The sequence below is a fragment of the Pseudosporangium ferrugineum genome, assembly GCF_003002065.1.
Classification (GTDB): domain Bacteria; phylum Actinomycetota; class Actinomycetes; order Mycobacteriales; family Micromonosporaceae; genus Actinoplanes; species Actinoplanes ferrugineus_A.
This window is the reverse complement of record NZ_PVZG01000001.1, coordinates 618,399-638,303: the sequence shown is the minus strand read 5'-3', so window position 1 is coordinate 638,303 and position 19,905 is coordinate 618,399. Positions and strand designations below refer to the sequence as shown.

Annotated in this window: 15 protein-coding genes; 11 read left to right on the top strand and 4 right to left on the bottom strand. The window is 73.7% G+C overall.

Annotation, left to right across the window (positions count from 1 at the left end):
• Positions 1 to 80: 80 nt before the first annotated feature.
• The 11 genes from pgi (at position 81) to CLV70_RS02765 (ending at position 13,533) form a co-directional block, all read left to right on the top strand.
• Entirely contained in the window at positions 81 to 1,712 is a 1,632-nt protein-coding gene (gene pgi, locus CLV70_RS02815) for a glucose-6-phosphate isomerase (protein WP_106124709.1), read from the top strand.
• A 12-nt stretch (positions 1,713 to 1,724) separates the two neighbouring features.
• Complete coding sequence (locus tag CLV70_RS02810; protein WP_425440106.1) at positions 1,725 to 2,837, top strand: winged helix DNA-binding domain-containing protein; 1,113 nt, start codon at positions 1,725 to 1,727, stop codon at positions 2,835 to 2,837.
• A gap of 34 nt (positions 2,838 to 2,871) precedes the next feature.
• Positions 2,872 to 5,418 (top strand): ATP-binding protein, encoded by a 2,547-nt coding sequence (locus tag CLV70_RS41645; RefSeq protein ID WP_281260425.1) that lies wholly within the window; start codon positions 2,872 to 2,874, stop codon positions 5,416 to 5,418.
• Positions 5,419 to 5,516: 98 nt separating this feature from the next.
• Positions 5,517 to 6,113 (top strand): hypothetical protein, encoded by a 597-nt coding sequence (locus CLV70_RS02800; protein ID WP_146163935.1) that lies wholly within the window; start codon positions 5,517 to 5,519, stop codon positions 6,111 to 6,113.
• A 98-nt stretch (positions 6,114 to 6,211) separates the two neighbouring features.
• Positions 6,212 to 7,534 (top strand): carbohydrate-binding protein, encoded by a 1,323-nt coding sequence (locus CLV70_RS02795; protein WP_106124705.1) that lies wholly within the window; start codon positions 6,212 to 6,214, stop codon positions 7,532 to 7,534.
• Positions 7,535 to 7,606: 72 nt separating this feature from the next.
• Positions 7,607 to 8,356: an SDR family NAD(P)-dependent oxidoreductase gene (locus CLV70_RS02790; protein WP_106124704.1), complete on the top strand. Its 750-nt coding sequence runs from the start codon at positions 7,607 to 7,609 to the stop codon at positions 8,354 to 8,356.
• Positions 8,357 to 8,430: 74 nt separating this feature from the next.
• Positions 8,431 to 10,356, top strand: coding sequence for a glycoside hydrolase family 76 protein (locus tag CLV70_RS02785; RefSeq protein WP_106124703.1), 1,926 nt, complete (start codon positions 8,431 to 8,433; stop codon positions 10,354 to 10,356).
• On the top strand, positions 10,331 to 11,116 hold the full coding sequence (locus tag CLV70_RS02780; RefSeq protein ID WP_106124702.1) for a maleylpyruvate isomerase N-terminal domain-containing protein: 786 nt from the start codon (positions 10,331 to 10,333) through the stop codon (positions 11,114 to 11,116). The genes CLV70_RS02785 and CLV70_RS02780 overlap by 26 nt, the downstream gene beginning before the upstream one ends.
• Positions 11,117 to 11,209: 93 nt before the next feature.
• Positions 11,210 to 12,310: an LLM class flavin-dependent oxidoreductase gene (locus CLV70_RS02775; RefSeq protein ID WP_106124701.1), complete on the top strand. Its 1,101-nt coding sequence runs from the start codon at positions 11,210 to 11,212 to the stop codon at positions 12,308 to 12,310.
• Positions 12,307 to 12,921 (top strand): FMN reductase, encoded by a 615-nt coding sequence (locus tag CLV70_RS02770; RefSeq protein WP_106124700.1) that lies wholly within the window; start codon positions 12,307 to 12,309, stop codon positions 12,919 to 12,921. The genes CLV70_RS02775 and CLV70_RS02770 overlap by 4 nt, the downstream gene beginning before the upstream one ends.
• 45 nt (positions 12,922 to 12,966) lie before the next feature.
• Entirely contained in the window at positions 12,967 to 13,533 is a 567-nt protein-coding gene (locus tag CLV70_RS02765) for a histidine phosphatase family protein (RefSeq protein WP_106124699.1), read from the top strand.
• 2 nt (positions 13,534 to 13,535) lie between these two features.
• Here CLV70_RS02765 and CLV70_RS02760 read toward each other — a convergent pair whose 3' ends face one another.
• Genes CLV70_RS02760 through CLV70_RS02745 form a run of 4 tightly spaced genes read right to left on the bottom strand, consistent with a single transcriptional unit; the run spans position 13,536 to position 19,812 of the window.
• On the bottom strand, positions 13,536 to 15,284 hold the full coding sequence (locus CLV70_RS02760) for an L-lactate permease (protein WP_106124698.1): 1,749 nt from the start codon (positions 15,282 to 15,284) through the stop codon (positions 13,536 to 13,538).
• A gap of 46 nt (positions 15,285 to 15,330) precedes the next feature.
• Positions 15,331 to 16,407 (bottom strand): carboxylate-amine ligase, encoded by a 1,077-nt coding sequence (locus CLV70_RS02755; protein WP_106124697.1) that lies wholly within the window; start codon positions 16,405 to 16,407, stop codon positions 15,331 to 15,333.
• A complete protein-coding gene (locus CLV70_RS02750) occupies positions 16,404 to 17,333 on the bottom strand; it encodes a methyltransferase (protein WP_245907972.1) in 930 nt (309 codons plus the stop codon). Before CLV70_RS02750 ends, CLV70_RS02755 begins: the two co-directional genes overlap by 4 nt.
• 58 nt (positions 17,334 to 17,391) lie before the next feature.
• Positions 17,392 to 19,812, bottom strand: coding sequence for a glycoside hydrolase family 3 protein (locus tag CLV70_RS02745; RefSeq protein WP_106124695.1), 2,421 nt, complete (start codon positions 19,810 to 19,812; stop codon positions 17,392 to 17,394).
• Positions 19,813 to 19,905 lie beyond the last annotated feature (93 nt).

Here is a 19,905-nt window from a genome sequence, read left to right as displayed (position 1 = left end):
TTCGCGCCCGGCGATTCACGGCGGGCAGGGGGTATCCGTGCCACGATGGCACCGATAGTTCGGTTCAGGCGGGAGTTTCCATGAGCGAGCACGTTTCCGACAGCGCCGAGTGGCAGGCGGTGCAGGGCCACGCCGAGAAGTTCGCGGGCGTGCACCTGCGCGAGCTGTTCGACAGCGACCCGCGGCGCGGCGAGCGGCTCACCGCGCAGGTCGCGGACCTCTACGTCGACTACAGCAAGAACCTGGTCACCGACGAGGTCATCGGCGCGCTGGTGGCGCTCGCCGAGCGGGCCGGGCTGCGCGAGCGCACCGCGGCCATGTTCGCGGGTGAGCACATCAACGTCACCGAGGACCGGGCGGTCCTGCACACCGCGCTGCGGCTGCCGCGCGACGCGAGCCTGGTCGTCGACGGTCAGGACGTGGTGCGCGACGTGCACGAGGTGCTCGACCGGATGGGCGCGTTCAGCGACAAGGTCCGCTCCGGCGAGTGGCGCGGCGCGACCGGCGAGCGCATCCGCACGGTGGTCAACATCGGCATCGGCGGTTCCGACCTCGGGCCGGTGATGGCGTACGAGGCGCTCAAGGCGTACGCGGAGCCCGGGATCGAATGCCGTTTCGTCTCCAACATCGATCCCACCGATCTGTACGCGAAGACGCACGACCTCGACCCCGCCAGCACCCTGTTCGTGGTCGTGTCCAAGACCTTCGGCACGCAGGAGACGCTGACCAACGCGACCGAGGCGCGCAACTGGCTGCTCGCCGGGCTGGGCGGCGACCGGTCCGCGGTGGCCCGGCACTTCGTCGCGGTCAGCACCAACGCGCAGCGGGTCGCCGACTTCGGCATCGACACCGAGAACATGTTCGGGTTCTGGGACTGGGTCGGCGGGCGCTACTCGCTGCCCTCGGCGGTCGGACTCTCCGTCATGATCGCGATCGGCAAGGAGCATTTCGGCGAGATGCTCGCCGGCTACCATGCCGTGGACCAGCACTTCCTCACCACGCCGCTGGAGCGCAACGTGCCGGCCCTGCTGGGCCTGCTCAACGTCTGGTACGACACGTTCCTGGGCGCCCAGTCGCACGCCGTGCTGCCGTACTCGCAGTATCTGCACCGGTTCGCGGCGTACCTGCAGCAGCTGACCATGGAGAGCAACGGCAAGCACGTGCGCCTGGATGGCTCGGCGGCCGGCTACCAGACCGGCGAGGTGTTCTGGGGCGAGCCCGGCACCAACGGCCAGCACGCCTTCTACCAGCTCATCCACCAGGGCACCAAGCTCATCCCGGCGGACTTCATCGGCTTCAGCGTGCCCAACCACGACACCGGTGCGATGCACGACCTGTTCATGAGCAACTTCTTCGCGCAGACCGGGGCGCTGGCGTTCGGGCGTACGGCGGAGCAGATCGAGGCCGAGGGCGTCGCGGCCGCGATCGTGCCGCACAAGGTCATGCCCGGCAACCACCCGACGACGACGATCCTGGCGGAGAAGCTCACCCCGTCCACGTTCGGCCAGCTCGTCGCCCTGTACGAGCACATCACCTTCACCCAGGGCACGATCTGGGAGATCAACTCCTTCGACCAGTGGGGCGTCGAGCTCGGCAAGGTCATGGCCAACCAGCTCGCCCCGCTGCTCACCGGCGAGGCGGACGCCGCGACCGCCACCGACTCGTCGACCGGCACCCTGATCGCGCGCTACCGCGCCCAGCGGGGCCGCTGAGTTCCGGTGGACCTGACGACCGGGGAAGCCCTGGCCGTACGCCTGCACAGCCTGCTGCTCACCCCGGGGCGGCGGCTGGGCAGCGTCGCCGCGATCGTCGAATGGTTCGGCGCGATGCAGGCGCAGGACATGGCGAGCGGCCTGTGGTCGCTCGGCGTGCGCCTGCCGGGCTCGGTGGCCGCCGACGTGGAGGCGGCCCTCGAACGCCGCGAGGCGATCCGCACCTGGCCGATGCGCGGCACGGTGCACCTCGTCCCGCCGGCCGACGCGCGCTGGATGCTCGACCTCATGGGCGTACGCGCCCTGGCCGGCGCCGCGAAACGCCGGGCCACCATCGGCCTGTCCGAGCGGACCGCCGACCGGGGCGTCGAGGTCCTCGCCGAGGCCCTCGCCGGCGGCAAACGCCTCACCCGGGCCGCGTGCCTGGACGCGCTCGCCGCCGGGGGAGTCACGCCGGGCGGTCAGCTCGGCTACCACCTCCTCTGGTACGCGAGCCAGCGCGGCGTCACCTGCATCGCGCCGCACGTCGGCAAGGAACAGACGTTCGTCCTGCTCGACGAGTGGGTGCCGGAACCGAACCGGCCGTCCCGCGAGGAGGCCCTGGGCCTGATCGTGCGGCGCTACTTCCGCAGCCACGGCCCCGCCACCCGGCAGGACTTCGTCCGCTGGACCGGCCTCACCCTGGCCGACACGAGGACCGGCCTCGCGGTGGCCGGCGACACGCTCACCACGGTCCGCGTCGACGGCACCGAGATGATCGCGGACCCCGCGGCCCTGGCGGCCGGCACCACCACCCGCGACGACTGGGCCGCGCTGCCCGGCTTCGACGAGTACATGCTGGGCTACAAGGACCGCGCCCTGATGGTGGACAAGCACCACCTCGACCGGATCGTGCCGGGCGGCAACGGCGTCTTCCAGTCCACCCTGGTCGCCGCGGGCCGCACGGTGGCGACCTGGAAGCGCACCCTCGGCAGGAAGGCGGTGACGGTGGACGTCTTCCCGCTGGCCCCGCTCGCCGCCGCGGCCCGGACCCGCGCGGAGGCGGCCCTGGAACCGTACGCCGCGTTCGTCGGCCTGCCCCTGCGGGTCCGCTGGTCCGAAGTGGAGCCCGCCGCCACCGGGTGACCACGCTCCGCCGTTGTACGCTGCCAGGGTGCTGATGCTGGTCGGCCGGGAGACGCAGCTCGGCCTGCTGGCCTCCGCGGTGGACCGGGCGCGGGCGGGTGGCTTCGCCGTCGTGGAGTTGTCCGGCGAGCCCGGCATCGGCAAGACCCGGATGCTCGGCGAGCTGGCCCGGCTCGCCGTCGCGGCGGGGCTGACCGTCCACACCTGCCTCGCCACCGAGTTCGAGCAGGACGTCCCGTACGGGCTCTTCGCCGACGTGCTGCCGGGGGTGCGGACCCCCGCCCAGCTGCGTCCGTTGATCACCGGCGCCGCGTTGCTCGCCGACGACGTGCACTGGTCCGACACGGCGTCGCAGGCCCTGCTCGAGCAGCTGATCCGCAAGCCGCCGCCCGGCCCGGCCCTGATCGCGGTCACCTACCGCACCGGGCGGGCGCCGCTGCGGCTGGCCGGGGCCATCGCCCGGCATCCCGGCGTCGCCACCCGGGTGCCGCTGCCGCCGCTGAGCCCCGCCGAGGCCGGGCGCCTCCTGGCGGAGCTCCCCGCGCCGCGGCAGCGGCTCGTGGCCCGGGCCGGCGGCGGAAATCCGCTGTTCCTGCACACCCTGGCGACGATGCCGGAGGAGGTCCTGGCCGGCGTGCTGGCCCCGGCCCCGGGGGACCGCGAGAACACCCACCGCCAGGTGCTGATCGGGCTGGCGGCCGAGGTCGCCGCCCAGCCGGCCCCGGTGCGCCACGTGGCGGAGACCGCCGCGGTGGTGGGCGGGCACGCCGGCGTGGACCTGATAGCCGAGGTGGCCCGGCTCGACGCCGGCACGGTCGCGGACGCGATCGACCGGCTGCACCGGATCGGCGTCGTCGACGTGCGCGGCACCCGACTGCGGTTCCGGCACCCGCTCATCCGAGCCGCCGTCTACGAGCTGACCGGCCCGGCGCGGCGGCGGGACATCCACGCCCGTACGGCCGCGCACCTGCACGCCGTCCGCGGCGAGCAGCACCTGCTCGCGCACCACGTCGCGCTCTCCGCCCGGGACGGCGACAAGCAGGCGGCCGAGGTGCTGCTCGGGGCGGGGCGGGCGTACGCGTACCGGGCACCGGCGCAGGCCGCCCGCTGGCTCGGCACGGCGCTGCGCATCATGCCGCATGACGGACCGCACGACGGGCGACGCGCCGGCGCGGCCCTCTGGTACGCCCGCGCGCTGGCCCGCGGCGGCCGGCTCGAGCGCAGCCGTGCGGTGCTGGAGGAGCTGCGCGACGGCCCGCGCCGACGGGAAGCGGAGATGGTGTGCGTGGTCGTCGCCCGGCAGCTGGGTGACTTCGCGGAGGCCGGCGCGCTGCTCGAACGCCTGCTCGCGGGAACGCCCGGATCGCCGGCCGAGGAGGGGCGCCTGCGGCTGGAGCTGGCCACCGTCGAGGCGTTCCGGGAGGAGCCGGAGGCCTCCGCCGCGCACGCCGCCCGGGCGTTGACCCTGCTCGCGAGCGACCGGCCCGGCCTCGTCGCCTCCGCCCACGTGCTGCGGGCACTGGCCGCCCTGTACGCCGGCGACGACACGGGCGCGGACCTGGCCACGGCCACCCGCCACATCGACACCGCGGGCGACGCCGAGCTCCGCCCGTACGTGGAGGTCTTCGCGCCGCTCGCCCTGGCCGAACTCGGGTACGGCCGCCTGCCCGACGCCGCCCACCACCTGTCACGCGCCCGGCGGATGACCGACGACCTCGGCACCCACAGCGCCGTGCCGTACCTGCTGATGTTCGACGCGATGCTGCACACCCGGCTGGGCCGGCCCGGCGAGGCGCTCGTCCTGGCCGATGACGCTGCGGCCGCCGCCCGCGACAGCGGCAGCCCGGAGATGGCGGCGATGGCGGAGACCGTACGGATGCGGCCGCTGCTCTGGGTGGACGGCCCGGAGGTGGCCACCGAGCTGGCGGGCCGTCTGCTGAGGGAGCGGCGCCCCCGGTCACCGGCGTGGCGGCGGATCCTGTGCGGGGAGGCGGCGCTGGCGCGGCTCGCCGCCGGTGATCCGCGCGGCTGCCTGGAGCTGCTTCCCGCGTCCACCCCCGCACACCGGCAGTTGCGGGTGTTCTTCCAGGCGCTGCGCGCGGTCGCGTCGGCGCGGGTGGGTGACACCGCGGCGGCGGCCGGGTGCGGCGCCGACGCGGTCGCCACCGCCGTGTCGCCGTACGACCGCGGGGTCGCGACGCACGCGCAGGCGGTGATGGCGGGCCGTTCCGGCGACGCCCGTGCGGCCGCGGCCCGCGCCGCCCGGTGGTTCGCGGAGGCGGGTACGCCGGTGGAGGCCGCCGTGTGCCGGGGCCTGGCGGGTGACGGTACGGCCGCCGCGGACCTCGCCGGCCTGGGCGCGACCTGGCTTGCCGGTACGGGCGGGCATCCGGCGGTGCTGACCGTCCGCGAGCGCGAGGTGGCGGGGCTGGTCGTCGAGGGGCTGTCCAACCGGGAGATCGCCGAACGGCTGTTCCTGAGCCGGCGCACCGTCGAGTCTCACCTCAACCGGGTCTTCGCCAAGCTGGGCGTACGCTCGCGCACCGCGATGGCCCGCCGGCTCGGTTCCGGCGGCCCGTAAAGCTGGTAGCCCGTTGGGTGTTTTCACCGAAGCCTCCGCGGTGCGCGGTCCCGCATGCTCGGCGCCGGACCACCTTCCCGCTACCCCGAGGAGCCGTTGTGTCGCAGCGATCCGTCTTCCGATCCATCGTGGTGTCCGCCGTCGTGCTCACCGTGCTCGGCGGCTCCCTGCCGGCCCGGGCCGGGGCCCGTACGGCCGAGCGCCCTCCCGTCGTCACCGTAGGGGACGCCGGCGTCCCGCCCGAGGTGCTGGCCGCCGCGCGCGACCTGGCGGCGAGGACCCGCGCGAACGCCGGGCCCGTACGCCTGACCGGCGGGGGCGCCCGAGCCCTGGACCTGCCGCCGATCAACTGCCTGTCCCAGGCGCAGTTCCCCCACGCGTCGACCCAGGGCATGCCCGGCTCGGTCGACGGCAAGGCGGTCACCAGCTGCAGCGCGCCGGTGAACCAGCTCCAGGCCCAGGCCTCCCTGTACGAGTTCGTCTCCGGCTACGGCTTCCTGTTCTCGGGCCGCGGCGCGTTGCAGTATCAGATGGGCTCTGCCGGCCCCGTCACGTCGGTCGCGTTCGCGGTGTGCGTCGGTTCGCCGCGGTACTACGTCACGACCGGCTACCACTTCATCGTGGCGCCGCCGTATTACAGCCCGCCGACGGTCACGGTGAACACGCAGACGCCGGTCGTCACCGTGAGTTGCTGATCCCCGCCCTCACGCCCGTATCTGTTAACAACCCTTGATAAAGAAGTTCACGAACGTCAAGATGTGGGGGACCTGCCCGGTCATCGACAGGAGCCGCCATGAGGAAACGTCGTACCGTCTTCGCGCTGGTCGCCGGGGCCGCCATGACTCTGACCACAGTGGTCCTGGCGCCCGCCGGGATGGCCGCCGTCTCCGGCCCGGCGGTGCGGGCCGCCGCCGTGGCGTGCACCGCGCCGGCCTGGGCGGAGGGGAACACCTACACGGCCGGAGCCCAGGTGACGTACAGCAGCCGCCTCTACTCGGCCCTGGTGACCCACACCGCGCACGCGGGCGCCGGCTGGAACCCGGCGGCGACCCCGTCCCTCTGGCGTGACCTCGGCGAATGTACGGGTGGCACCCCGTCCACCCCACCGTCGACGCCGACCACGCCGCCGACCACTCCGCCCACGACGCCGCCGGCCGGGGGTGCCTGCGCGGTCAAGTCGAAGCCGGCCGGGAAGGTGCTCGTCGGCTACTGGGAGAACTGGGACGGCGCGAGCAACGGGGTGCACCCCGGCCTCGGCTGGGTGCCCATCACCGACGCCCGGCTCCGGCAGCACGGCTACAACGTCATCAACGCCGCCTTCCCGGTCATCCGCTCCGACGGCACGGTGCTGTGGGAGGACGGCATGGACGCCGGCGTCAAGGTGGCCACCCCGGCGGAGATGTGCCAGGCCAAGGCGGACGGCGCCACGCTGCTGATGTCGATCGGCGGCGCGGCGGCGGGCATCGACCTCAGTTCCGCCGCGGTCGCGGACCGGTTCGTGGCCACCGTCGTGCCGATCCTCAAGCGGTACAACTTCGACGGCATCGACATCGACATCGAGACCGGCCTCACCGGCAGCGGCAGCATCACCACGCTGTCCACGTCGCAGGCCAACCTGATCCGGATCATCGACGGGGTGCTGGCCCAGATGCCGTCGAACTTCGGCCTCACGATGGCGCCGGAGACCGCGTACGTCACCGGCGGCAGCGTCGTGTACGGCTCGATCTGGGGCTCCTACCTGCCGATCATCAAGAAGTACGCGGACAACGGCCGCCTCTGGTGGCTGAACATGCAGTACTACAACGGCAGCATGTACGGCTGCTCCGGCGACTCGTACCCGGCCGGCGCGGTGCAGGGCTTCGTCGCCCAGACCCAGTGCCTCAACAACGGCCTGACGATCCAGGGCACCACGATCCGGATCCCGTACGACAAGCAGGTCCCCGGCCTGCCGGCCCAGCCCGGTGCCGGCGGCGGCTACCTGAGCCCGTCGCTGGTGCAACAGTCCTGGAACAGCTTCAACGGCGGCCTGAAGGGCCTGATGACCTGGTCGGCCAACTGGGACGGCTCCCGCGGCTGGACCTTCGGCGACACCGTCAAGGCCCTGCAGGGCCGCTGACGTCCGGCCGGGTTTTTGCCGACCCGGCAAGCGTTCTTGGCGTCGTCATGGGCCGGGCCTAGCGTCCGGTCCATGACGACAGAGAGTTTCGAGGGCAGGACCGCCCTGGTCACCGGTTCGACCAGCGGGATCGGCCGGGCCGTCGCGCGGACCCTGGCGGAGCGCGGGGCGTTCGTGATCGTCTCCGGGCGTGACCACCTGCGTGGCAAGGAGGCCGTCGAGGAGATCCTCGGGGGCGGTGGCCGGGCCACCTATCTGCCCGCCGATCTGTCCACGGTGGCCGGTGTGCGGGAGCTGGCTGCGGCATCGCGTACGGTGACCGGCGCGGTCGATGTCCTGGTCAACAATGCCGGCATCTTCTCGTTCGGGCCGACGAGCGCGTCGACCGAGACCGACATCGACCTGATGTACGCGGTCAACGTGCGGGCGCCGTACCTGTTGGTGCAGGACCTCGTCCCCGGCATGGTCGAGGCGGGTTCCGGCGCGGTGGTCAACGTGCTGACCGGCGCCGCCTTCCGGGGAACCGCGCAGGCCGGGCTCTACGGGTCGGGCAAGGCGGCGCTGAAGCTGCTGACCCAGGCCTGGGCGGCGGAGTTCGGCCCGGCCGGGGTCCGGGTGAACGCGGTCAGCCCGGGGCCGATCCGCACCGAGGGGACCGGGTTCGGTGCGGGCCTGGAGGCCGTGGCCGATGCCCTGCCCGCCCGGCGCCTGGGCGAGGCGGCCGAGGTGGCCGCCGCGGTGGCGTTCCTGGCCTCCGGCGAGGCCTCCTACGTCCACGGCGCGGTGCTGCCGGTGGACGGAGGTGCGGTGGCGGCGGCCTGATCCGGCGCGCGGGCCCCTTGCCTCAAGACGTTGATGAACGTCAATATTTGGGGAAGAGAAGCGGAGGACCGCGCATGAGCCGAGCCATCCTCACCGTCATCGCCCTCGCCGTCACCTTCCTCACCCCGTCGCCCGCCGCCGCCGACCCCGGCGCGGCACCCCCGGCCGCCCTGGCCGGGGGTGTCTGCGCCGTGTCCTGTGACACCCGGGACCCCTCCACCGCCCGTCAGGACACCTTTCCGGTGCCGGACCGCATCCAGAACGGCCGGCGGATCTCGCTGCACCTCTCCGACGCCGACGCGATGGTGTGGGGCAGCATCGACAACGGCACCGCCGGCGACGCGGTCTGGCTGGACCGCAGCTGGGACGGCGGAGCGACCTGGGACGGGCTGCTCGGCCGGGCGAGCATCCCCGGCACGTGGACCGGCACCCGCACCCTGATGTACAACCTGGCCGATCCCGCCGCCCACCGGCGTGGCGTGGTCCGGGCGTGCGGCGACGCGGCCGGCGTCCAGTGCACCGAGTGGGTGCGGCTCAAGGCCTGCGACGCCCTCTGCGACGGTGCGACCGGCAATGTCGGCGACAGCCAGCCGGTCGCGCCCACCACGCTGAGCGGGCGCACGATCGCCCTGCACGCCGACAGCCGGGGGATGATCTGGGGCACGATCTCCGGCGGCACGGCCGGCGACGAGATCTGGCTCGACCGCTCGTGGGACGAGGGCGCGGGCTGGCCCGGCGGCTCGTCGCTCGGCCGCACCAGCACCCCGGCCGGGTCGGGCTCCGCGCGCACCGCACTCTTCGCGGCCCGCGACCCCAGGGTGCTGCTGTACGGCGGTGCGCTGCGGGCCTGCGGCCGGGCGGCCGAGGGTAACAACGGCAGCTGTACGGCGTGGGCCAGGCCGGGCGGTGACCGGGCCGCGGCCGCCGCCGACGCGCTGATGCAGCAGTACCGCCCGGACACCGCGTGGTGGCCGTCGAGCTGGTGGAACTCCGCGGTGGCCGTCACGACGCTGATGGACTGGATGGGGCGCTCCGGGCGTACGGATCATCGGTGGATCGTCGATCGGACCTTCGAGGTCAACAAGGTGGCGTTCCCGGCCGGGGAGAAGAGCAGCGACCCCATCGAGGGGCACTTCATCAGCCGGGCGATCGACGACGCCGGCTGGTGGGGCCTCGCCTGGGTACGCGCCTACGACCTCACCGGCGACCCGAAGTACCGCGCCGAGGCCGTCACCATCGCCACCTACATGCACCAGTACTGGGACACCTCGTCGTGCGGCGGCGGCGTGTGGTGGGACCGCGAGCGTACGTACAAGAACGCGGTCACCGCCGGCCTCTACATCCGCCTCGCCGCGGCCCTGCACAACCGCCTTCCGGGCGACACGACCTGGGGGAGCCGAGCGGTGACGGGGTGGAACTGGTTCGCCGCCAGCGGCCTGATCAACGGTGCCGGGCTGGTCAACGACGGGCTCAACGGCTCGTGCCGCAACAACAACGGCACGGTCTGGACGTACAACCAGGGGCTGGCCATCGGCGCCGCGCTGGAGGTGTACCGCGCCACCGGGAATCCGTCGGTGCTCGCGGCGTCGCGACGCCTCGCGGACGCGGCGATCGCGCCCGGGGTGCTGACGAAGAACGGCATCCTCACCGAGGCGTGCGACGCCCCGGACCGGACCTGCGACGACAACGGCAAGCAGTTCAAGGGCATCTTCATGCGCTACCTCGGCGACCTGGCCGACGCGACCGGGGAGCCCCGCTACCGGGCGTACGCCCGTACGCAGGCCGACAGCATCTGGAACGCCGACCGTGACGGGATGAACCGGATCGGGGAGCGCTGGAACGGGCAGACGTCGGACGCCTACCCGAACGCCCGCGACTGGCGCACCCAGGCATCGGGCCTGGGCGCGCTGATCGCCGCCGCGCCGGCCCGAAAATCGGTGTCCGGTCGCCGAGACGCGGTGATAGAAAGCCGGGGTGCGCAAGAATCTCACGTTCAGTGATCATCTAAGGCTGATCGAGGAACGGTCGACCGCTTTCGCCGCCGCGGTCGCGGCGGCGCCCAGCCTCGATGTCCCGGTCCCCACCCATCCCGGGCGCACGCTGTACGACCTCGTGCACCACGTCGGCATGGGCCGCCGCAAATCGGCCGCCGTCGTCGCGGCGGGGCCCGCGGACGGGCCCCCGGGGAAGTCGGCCTGGGACGACGGCACGGGTGCGCCTCGTGAACGCGACGCTCTGCTGGGCTGGTGGGCCGAGTCGGTCGAGCGGCTGACGAGCGCGTTGCGCGAGGCCGGCCCGGACCGTGGCTGCTGGACGTGGTGGAACGACTGCGACGCACCGCAATCCTCGGGTGCCTGGGCGCGGCGCCAGGTTCCCGAGATCGCGGTGTACGCCTATGATGCCCAGCTCACCGTGGGGGTCGCGCAGCCGCTGCCGGAGGAGGTCGCCCTCGACGGTTTCGACGAATGCCAGTTCACCCTGGTCGCCACGACGGTCGCCTGGCCGCACGAGCCCGCCGTCGTCGACTACCACGCCACCGAGGGCCCCTCCTGGCGCATCCGGCTCTCCGGCGACGGCGCGCGGGTCGTCCGCCTGACGCCCGCTGCCGGCGAGGACTCGGACCCGGCCGGTGTCTCGGCCCGCGGCACGGCCAGTGACCTGGTCCTGTTCTTCTACGGCCGGATACCGCTGGATTCCGTGCGGTGGGACGGCGACCGTCGCATCTTCGACCAGCTCATCGCCTGGGACCCGGCCGCCTGACCACTCCTTGACTGTGAAATAATTGACCAGTCAAGGATGTTGTGCGGGGCAGTCCGGGGCCGGCAGGTCCCGACCGAGAGCGCGGGAGCGGTCATGCAGTTCGGGATCTTCACCGTCGGCGACGTCACGCCCGACCCCACGAACGGGCGGGAGCCGACCGAGCACGAGCGGATCAAGGCGATGGTGGCGATCGCCCGCAAGGCGGAGGAGGTGGGCCTGGACGTCTTCGCGACGGGCGAGCACCACAACGAGCCCTTCGTGCCGTCCTCGCCCACCACCATGCTCGGCTACATCGCCGCGCAGACCGAGAAGCTGCTGCTCAGTACGGCCACGACGCTGATCACGACCAACGACCCGGTCAAGATCGCCGAGGACTACGCGATGCTCCAGCACCTGGCCGACGGCCGCGTGGACCTGATGATGGGCCGCGGCAACACCGGCCCGGTGTACCCGTGGTTCGGCAAGGACATCCGCGCCGGCATCCCGCTCGCCGTCGAGAACTACGCCCTGCTGCACCGGCTGTGGCGCGAGCACGTGGTCGACTGGAAGGGCAGGTACCGTACGCCGTTGCAGTCGTTCACCTCGACCCCGCGCCCGCTCGACGGCATCCCGCCGTTCGTGTGGCACGGCTCGATCCGCAGCCCGGAGATCGCCGAGCAGGCCGCGTTCTACGGCGACGGCTTCTTCGCCAACCACATCTTCTGGCCGGCGTCGCACACGCAGCGTATGGTCGCGCTCTACCGGGAGCGCTTCGCGCACTACGGTCACGGCGACCCCGACCAGGCCATCGTCGGCCTCGGTGGGCACGTGTTCATGCGCCGCAACAGCCAGGACGCGGTCCGCGAGTTCCGTCCGTACTTCGACAACGCGCCGGTCTACGGCCACGGCCCGTCGCTGGAGGAGTTCGCCCGCGAGACGCCGATGACCGTCGGCAGCCCGCAGGAGGTCATCGACCGTACGCTCGGCTTCCGCGACTACGTCGGCGACTACCAGCGGCAGCTGTTCGTGGTCGACCACGCCGGCCTGCCGCTCAAGACCGTGCTGGAGCAGCTCGACCTGCTCGGCGAGGAGGTGGTCCCGGTGCTGCGCAAGGAGTTCGCCGCGCTCAAGCCCGCCCACGTGCCCGAGGCGCCCACCCACGCCTCCCTGCTCGCCGCCCGCGAGGCCGGCGAGAAGGCGGAGGTGACGGCATGAGGCAGCGCACCCTCGTGGTGATCTCGGGCGGCCTGAGCCGGCCGTCCTCCACCCGCCTGCTCGCGGACCGGTTGTCCGCGGCGGCGGCGGAGCGGGCGGCCGGCCTGGGCGTGGCGGTGAGCGTACGGGTCGTGGAACTGCGCGACCTGGCCCACGACCTGATGAACCACCTGCTGACCGGCTTCCCGCCGGCGCCGCTGCGCGAGGTCCTGGACGCGGTGGAGGCGGCGGACGGGCTGATCGCCGTGACGCCGATCTTCAACGCCTCGTACAGCGGGCTCTTCAAGTCCTTCTTCGACGTGCTGGGCAAGGACACCCTGGACGGCAAGCCGGTGCTGCTCGCCGCGACCGGCGGTACGGCCCGGCACTCGCTGGCGCTGGAGCACGCGGTGCGCCCGATGTTCGCGTACCTGCGGGCGGCGCCGGTGCCGACATCGGTCTTCGCGGCCTCGCAGGACTGGGGCGGCGACGAGGCGGAGGGCCAGCTGCGCGTGCGGGTCGCGCGGGCGGCGGAGGAGCTCGCCCGGGAGATCGAGCGCCGGGAACCCGCCGCCGTGGCCGACCCGTTCGCGCTGACGACGTCGTTCGAGGAACTGCTGGCCGGCGGCTGAACCCGGGCCGGCGGGGGTAAGTAGCGCGGGACGACAGGGGGCATCATGGCGGAGATCGTGCTCATCCGGCACGGGCAGACCGAGTGGAGCGCGGCCGGCCGGCACACCTCGTACACGGATCTGGATCTGACCCCGGACGGGGAGGAACAGGCCCGGCTCGTGGGCGAGCGGCTGCGCGGCCGCGGCTTCGCGGCGGTGATCTCCAGCCCGCGCAAGCGGGCGCTGCGCACCGCCGGACTCGCCGGGCTGACCGTCACCGCGACCTCGGACGACCTGACCGAGTGGAACTACGGCGAGTACGAGGGCGTGACCTCCGCGACGATCCGGGAGACCCGCCCCTCCTGGTCGTTGTGGACCGACGGCTGCCCCGGCGGCGAGTCGCCGCGGCAGGTGGGCGCCCGCCTGGACCGGGTGCTCGAGGAGGCCCGCGGGTGGCTGGACCGCGGGGACGTGGCGCTCGTCGCGCACGGGCACTCGCTGCGGGTGGCGGGCGCCCGCTGGATCGGCCTGCCACCCGGCGGGGGAGGGCTGCTGCGCCTGGACACGGCGACCCTGTCGACGCTCGGCTTCGAGCACGGCACCCCGGTCATCGGCACCTGGAACGCGGCCTGACCTCAGGGCACCATCCAGTCGAGCACCGGGGTGCCCTGCAGCGTCACCAGGACGCACATGAGCAGCAGGAGCAGCAGGCTCCAGCCCACCACGCGACGGAAGATGTCGCCCTCGCGGCCGGCCATGCCCACGGCCGACGCGGCGATCGCCAGGTTCTGCGGGCTGATCATCTTGCCGAGCACGCCGCCCGAGGAGTTGGCCGCGGCCAGCAGCACCGGGTCCAGGCCGGCCCGCTCGGCGGTCTGGACCTGCAGCGCGCCGAAGAGCGCGTTGGCCGACGTGTCCGAGCCGGTGACCGCGACGCCGATCCAGCCGAGCATCGACGACAGGAAGACGAAGAAGCCGCCGGCGGCGGCCAGGAACTCGCCCAGCGTGCCGGTCTGGCCGGACTGGTTGAGCACGTACGCGAGGGCGAGCACGGCCATCACGGTCACGATGGCGTGGCGCAGCTCGGCGTAGGTTCGCCCGTAGGCGCGCAGGGCCGCACCCGGCCGGACCCGCAGGACCAGGGCGGTGAGCAGGCCGGCGAGGATCATCAGGGTGCCGGCCGCCGGGAGCCAGCCGAGGGTGAAGGTGGTCGACGACAGCGGCTTGCCGCCCGTGCCGAGCACGTGCAGGCCGGGCCAGCCGAACGCGACGGTCCACGGCTCCCGGGCCAGCGCCGACTTGACCGGGCCCAGGTTCGCGATCGAGAAGATGGCGATGATGATCAGGTACGGCGCATAGGCCCGCACCACCTCCACGGGCGTGTCCCGCCGCTCGGCCACCACCGCCGCCGCCCGGCCGGCCGGGCCCGTTCCGTCCGCCGGGCGGGCGTCCGGCGGGTCCTTCTCGTCCCCTGAGCGGGTACCCGCCGCGCCGGCCGGCCGCGCTTGCGCGACCCGCAGGTCGGGGGACTCGGCCGGCCGCCACACGCGCAGGAGCAGCACCACGGCCGCCGCCGCCATCAGGGCCGCGATGATGTCGGTCAGCGGCACCGAGATGTAGTTCGACGCCAGGAACTGGCCGATCGCGAAGACCACGCCCGCCACCAGCGCCGCCGGCCAGGCCTGGCGGACGCCGCGGCGGCCGTCGATCACCGCGACCAGGACCAGCGGGACGACCACCGCCAGCAGCGGGGTCTGCCGCCCGACCATCGCGCCCAGCGTCTCGGTCGTCAGCCGGGCGTCGTCGCCGGCGCCCGAGGTCACCGTGCCGAGCGTGACGATCGGCGTGGCGAGCGCGCCGAACGCCACCGGGGCGGTGTTGGCGATCAGCGCCACCGACGCCGCCCGCAGCGGCGGGAAGCCGAGCGCCATCAGCATCACCACGGTGACGGCCACCGGCGTGCCGAACCCGGCGAGCGCCTCCAGCAGCGCCCCGAAGCAGAACGCGACGATGATCGCCTGGACCCGCATGTCCGGGCTGATCCGTGCCATCGAGCGGCGCAGGACGTCGAAGTGCCCGCTGACGACGGTGAGGTTGTAGACCCAGATGGCGTTGATGACGATCCACAGGATCGGGAAGAAGCCGAACGCCGCGCCCTCGCTCGCCGACAGCAGCGCGGTGCCGACCGGCATCGAGTAGATCCCGACGGCCACCACCAGCGCCACCAGCAGCGAGATCGACCCCGCCAGCCAGGCCCGCATCCGTACGGCGCCGAGCAGCACGAACAGGGTCAGCAGCGGCAGCACCGCGAACAGGGCCGAGAGGGCCACGGAATTTCCGACGGGGTCCGTCACGATCGTGAACTGATCCGACATGGCAGCCATCCAGGATCGTCGATGATTCCTGACTGGCAATGTAACCGCTCGGTAGCTACGGCGAAACCGTCACCTCGGCGAGGGCGGCCTGGAGGCCACCGGCCGAGGCGGCGCGGCGCTGGCGGTCGGCCCCGGTGCCGCCGGCGCGTACCCGGTCCAGCGCGGCGAGCACCGCGGGTGCGTCGCCGAGCCGGTGCAGCGCCGGCCCGACCAGGGCGACCAGCTCGCCGACCAGGTCCCAGGCCGGGCGGGCGGTGCCCGTACGCGCGTCGAGCAGCGTGCCGCCGAGGCCCGTGTGCGCGGCGTTCCAGTGCGCCGCCTCCAGCACGTGGTCCGGTACGCGCCCGGCCGGCCCGCCCGCCTCCAGCACCGTCGCGACCAGGGCCCGGATCAGCCCCGCGAGCAGCACCGTGTCGCCCGGCGTGGCGCAGACGTCGGCCACCCGGATCTCCAGCGTCGGATAGGTCGCGGAGGGGCGGGCGTACCAGAGGATCATGGTGTCGTCGAGCATCGCGCCCGAGGACACGAGCGTCGCCACGGTGCGGTCCCAGTCCGCGGCGGAGGCGAACTCGGGCGTCGGTCCCAGCGCCGGCCAGCGCTTGAGCTGCAGCGACCGCCAGCTCGCGTGCCCGGTGTCGGCACCCGCGTAGAACGGCGAGTTGACGGTCAGCGCCTGGAGCACCGGCAGCCACGGGCGGACCCGGTTGGCCACGGCGATGGCGGTCTCCCGGTCCGGCACCCCGACGTGCACGTGGCAGCCGCACACCGCGGCGTCGTACGCGACCGGGCCGTAGTGCCGGGCGATGTCCCGGAAGCGCGGGTTGCCGGTCGGCTCGCGGACCGGATCGGCGATCGGGGTGGCCCCCACGGCCACGAGCCGGGCGCCCGCCTCCGCCGCCGCCTCGGCCGCCGCCCGGCGCAGCACGGCCAGCCGCCCGGCCAGCTCCGTCACGTCCGCGCAGACCGGCGTGACCATCTCCAGCATGCTGTGCCGGAACTCGAGCCGGGCCTGCCCGCGCAGGTCGTCCGGCAGCGCGGCGAGAACCTTCTCCACGATCGGGGCGTTGTGCCCGGTGACGGGGTCGAGCAGCAGGAACTCCTCCTCGACCCCGAGGGTGAGCGCCGCGGTCATGCCCGGGTGGCGGTGAGCACGACGACGGCGATCCGCTCGGCGTGCGCGTACGCCGCACCGTCGAGCTCCTCGCCGTATACGTCCGGGTCGGCCTCCCGGTACGTCCAGCGCAGATCCGTGTCCGCGAGCCGCTTCCCGGCCGCCGTGAGCAGCGGGTCGTGGCCGTCGACGATGCCCGTGCCGCTGAACAGCACGAGCGAGCCGCCCGGGGCGAGCCGTTCGGCGGCCGCGTCGAGGATCGCCAGGGACAGCCCGTGCCCCTCGGGGCCGCCGCCGTCGCGGTACGCCCGCCCGGCCGGGTCGATCATGAACGGCGGGTTGGAGACGATCAGGTCGAAGTCGCCGTCGACGCCCGAGAGCAGGTCGCTGTGGCACGGCCGGACGCCCGGGGTGCCGGCCAGCGCCAGGTTGACGTCGGTGAAGCGCAGCGCGGCCTCGTTGATGTCGACCGCCAGCACCTCCGCGCCCGGCGCCCGCTTCGCCACCGTGATCGCGCCGGCGCCCGTGCCGCAGCCGATGTCCACGGCCCGGCGTACCGGCCGGTTCCGGCCCTCGACGTGCGCGGCGGCGGCGTCGGCCATCCGGTAGGTGTCCGGCCCGAAGAACACGGAGTCCGCGGCGCTGGTCGGGAACGCCGAGTGCACGAACAGCTCGTCGTCGTACGTGGAGAACCGCACCCGGCTGCGCCAGTGGTCGCCGTCGCGGTCCAGCATCCCGGCCACGTCCAGCAGCGCGGTGATCGCGGCGGGCAGGAGGTCCGGGTCGAACGGGCGGCTCCAGCCGAGGACGTCGCGCAGGTCACGGGCCAGGGCGTTCTCCGGGCGGCGGTTCACCCGGGCGTGCGTGGCGGGGGTGACCGTGGTGAAGGCGTACCCCAGGTCCTTGAGTGCCGTGCCCAGCTCGCGGAGCGCGGCCACGGCGGTCATCGTCGTGATCATGGCGCGCTGATTGCCCACGTACGCCCGGGTTATTCCGGTGGCCGGCTCAGCCGAGCGGCAGGACCGCCCGGACGTCGCCGAGCCCGCGCGCGACCAGCAGCTCGCCGCCCGCCGCCACGCTGCCCCAGGCGCCCGTGGCGGCGTCCCACCGGCGCCACATCCGGCGATCGGTCGCCACGACGACCCGGGCCGACCCGCCCGCCGGCACGGTGGCGGCGGCCCAGCCGGCCAGGCGCACGGGCTCGTCCCGCGCGGCCGGCTGGAAGTAGACCTGGACCACCTCGCGGCTCTCCCGCGGGCCGGTGTTGGTGACCGTGACGGTGACACCGGGGGAGTCGCCGGTGACGACGCGGGCGTCCGCGTACTCCCAGCGGCCGTAGCCGAGGCCGTGGCCCAGCCAGAAGGCCGGCTCCGGCGCCCGGCCGGCGTGGTGCCCGCGATAACCGAGGAACGGGCCCTCCGCGTACGCGAGCACGCCGTCGGCCGGGGTGACCGACCACGCGGGTGACCGGCCGTCGCCGGTGGGGAACGTGGTGACCAGGCGCCCGGCCGGTTCGACGGTGCCGAGCAGGGCCGCCGCGACCGCGTGCCCGGCCTCCTGGCCCGGCAGGCCGGCCCAGACGATCGCGTCGACCCGCTCGCGCCAGGGCATGATCACCGGCGTCGCCGCGTTCACCACCACGACCGTACGGCGTGCCGCCCCGGCGACCGCCTCCACCAGGGCGTCCTGCGCGCCCGGCAGGTGCAGCGTGTGCTTGTCGACGGACTCGGTCTCCTGCTCCTCCGTCAGCCCCACCACGACCACGGCCACGTCCGCCGCGGCAGCCGCCCGGACCGCCTCGTCGATGACGTCCACGGCCGGGCGGGACGCGCCGTGCCCGATCAGCCCGAACTGCGCGACGCCGCCGAACCAGTCGGCGCCGTGGGGCAGCTCGACGGTCGCGTGGAACACGGTGCCCTCGCTCAGGTCGTACGCGTGGGTGGAGATCGGCGGGGTGAGCACCTCCTCGCCGAAGCCCTTGCCGGAGGTGCGCAGCGCGAACGACCGCTCGTCGCCGGCGACCCGCACGGTCCACCCGCCGACGCCCATGACGCCGAGCTCGACCGCGCCGGAGCGGGTGACCGTGCCGGAGAGCTCGGCGGTGGCGACCGTGCCCTCGAAGTCGTCGTCCATCCCGACCATCGTCGTGGCGGCGGCGACGTGCCGCTGCTCCAGCTCGGTGCCGGCCGCGTCGCGCAGCACCACCCGGATGCCGGGCGCGCCGGTGACGGGGTCGGTCAGGAAGCCGCCGCGCGCCGGCACCGGCCGGGTCCGCACGTCGACGCCGTCCACCACGGTGAGCCGGTCGAGCACCGCCCCCAGCCCCTCCGCGATGCTCACCTGGTACGGCGGGTTGACCTGCGCCGAGCCGCCGCCCATGCCGATCGTCTCGACGGCGTGCCGCCCGATCAGCGCCACGCTCAGCGCGGGGTCGAGCGGCAGCACCTCGCTCTCGTTGCGCAGCACCGTCATGCCCTGGGCGGCGAGGCGGGTGAGCTGCTCGCGGCGTACGGCGCTGTCCGGGGCCGGCAGCTCGTCCGGGTAGTCGCGCGGGGTGCCCAGGGCGCCGACCCGCTCGGCGAGCAGCAAGAGCCGCGCGAGGTGGTCGTCGACCACGGCCTCGTCGACCTCTCCGGCGCGCACGGCGGCCACCAGCGCGTCGCCCCACGGCCCGTCCGGCCCGGGCATCACCAGATCCAGCCCGCCGTTCGCGGCCGCCGCGGCGGTGCGGGTGGCGAACCAGTCGGACATGATCAGCCCGCGGTAGCCCCACTCGCCCTTCACGATCCCGTTGTTCACGTGCCCGTGCTCGGTCGCGGGAACCCCGTTGACCCGGTTGTACGCCCCCATGACCGACCACGCGTCCGCGTCGTCGATCGCGATCTCGAACGGCAGCAGGTACACCTCCCGCAGGGTGGCCTCGTCGACCACGCTGTCGACGGTGTCGCGCTCCGTCTCGCTCTCGTTCGCCACCAGGTGCTTGAGGGTGGCGCCGACGCCGAGGGACTGCAGGCCGCGCACGTACGCCGCCGCGAGCCTGCCGGTCAGCAGCGGATCCTCCGAGAACGCCTCGAACAGCCGGCCGCCGAGCGGGCTGCGGTGCAGGTTCACGGTCGGCCCGAGCACCACGTGGATGCGCTGGGCGAGCGCCTCCTCGGCGAGCAGCCGGCCCACCTCGGCCAGGCTCTCCTCGCTCCACGAGGAGGCCAGCAGCGTCGCGTTGGGCAGCAGCGCGACCACCCGGCCGCCGCTGAACTTGAGGCCGCGCACGCCGGTCGGCCCGTCGGAGAGGCGCACCTCGCCCAGCCCCACGGCCGGCTCCGGCGCGAGGGTGAACGTCGTCGCGCCGGTGAGCAGGGCGACCTTGGCGGGCAGATCCAGCGACTTGACGAGGGCGGCGTGGTCGGATTCCGAAGCAGTACTCATGCGGGCCTCTCCGCGCTCTCCGGGGTCGCCCCGCGGAACTGACACGTGTAACTTGCTCGTTTCAGTACGGTAGACACCCGCGAGCGCCCACGG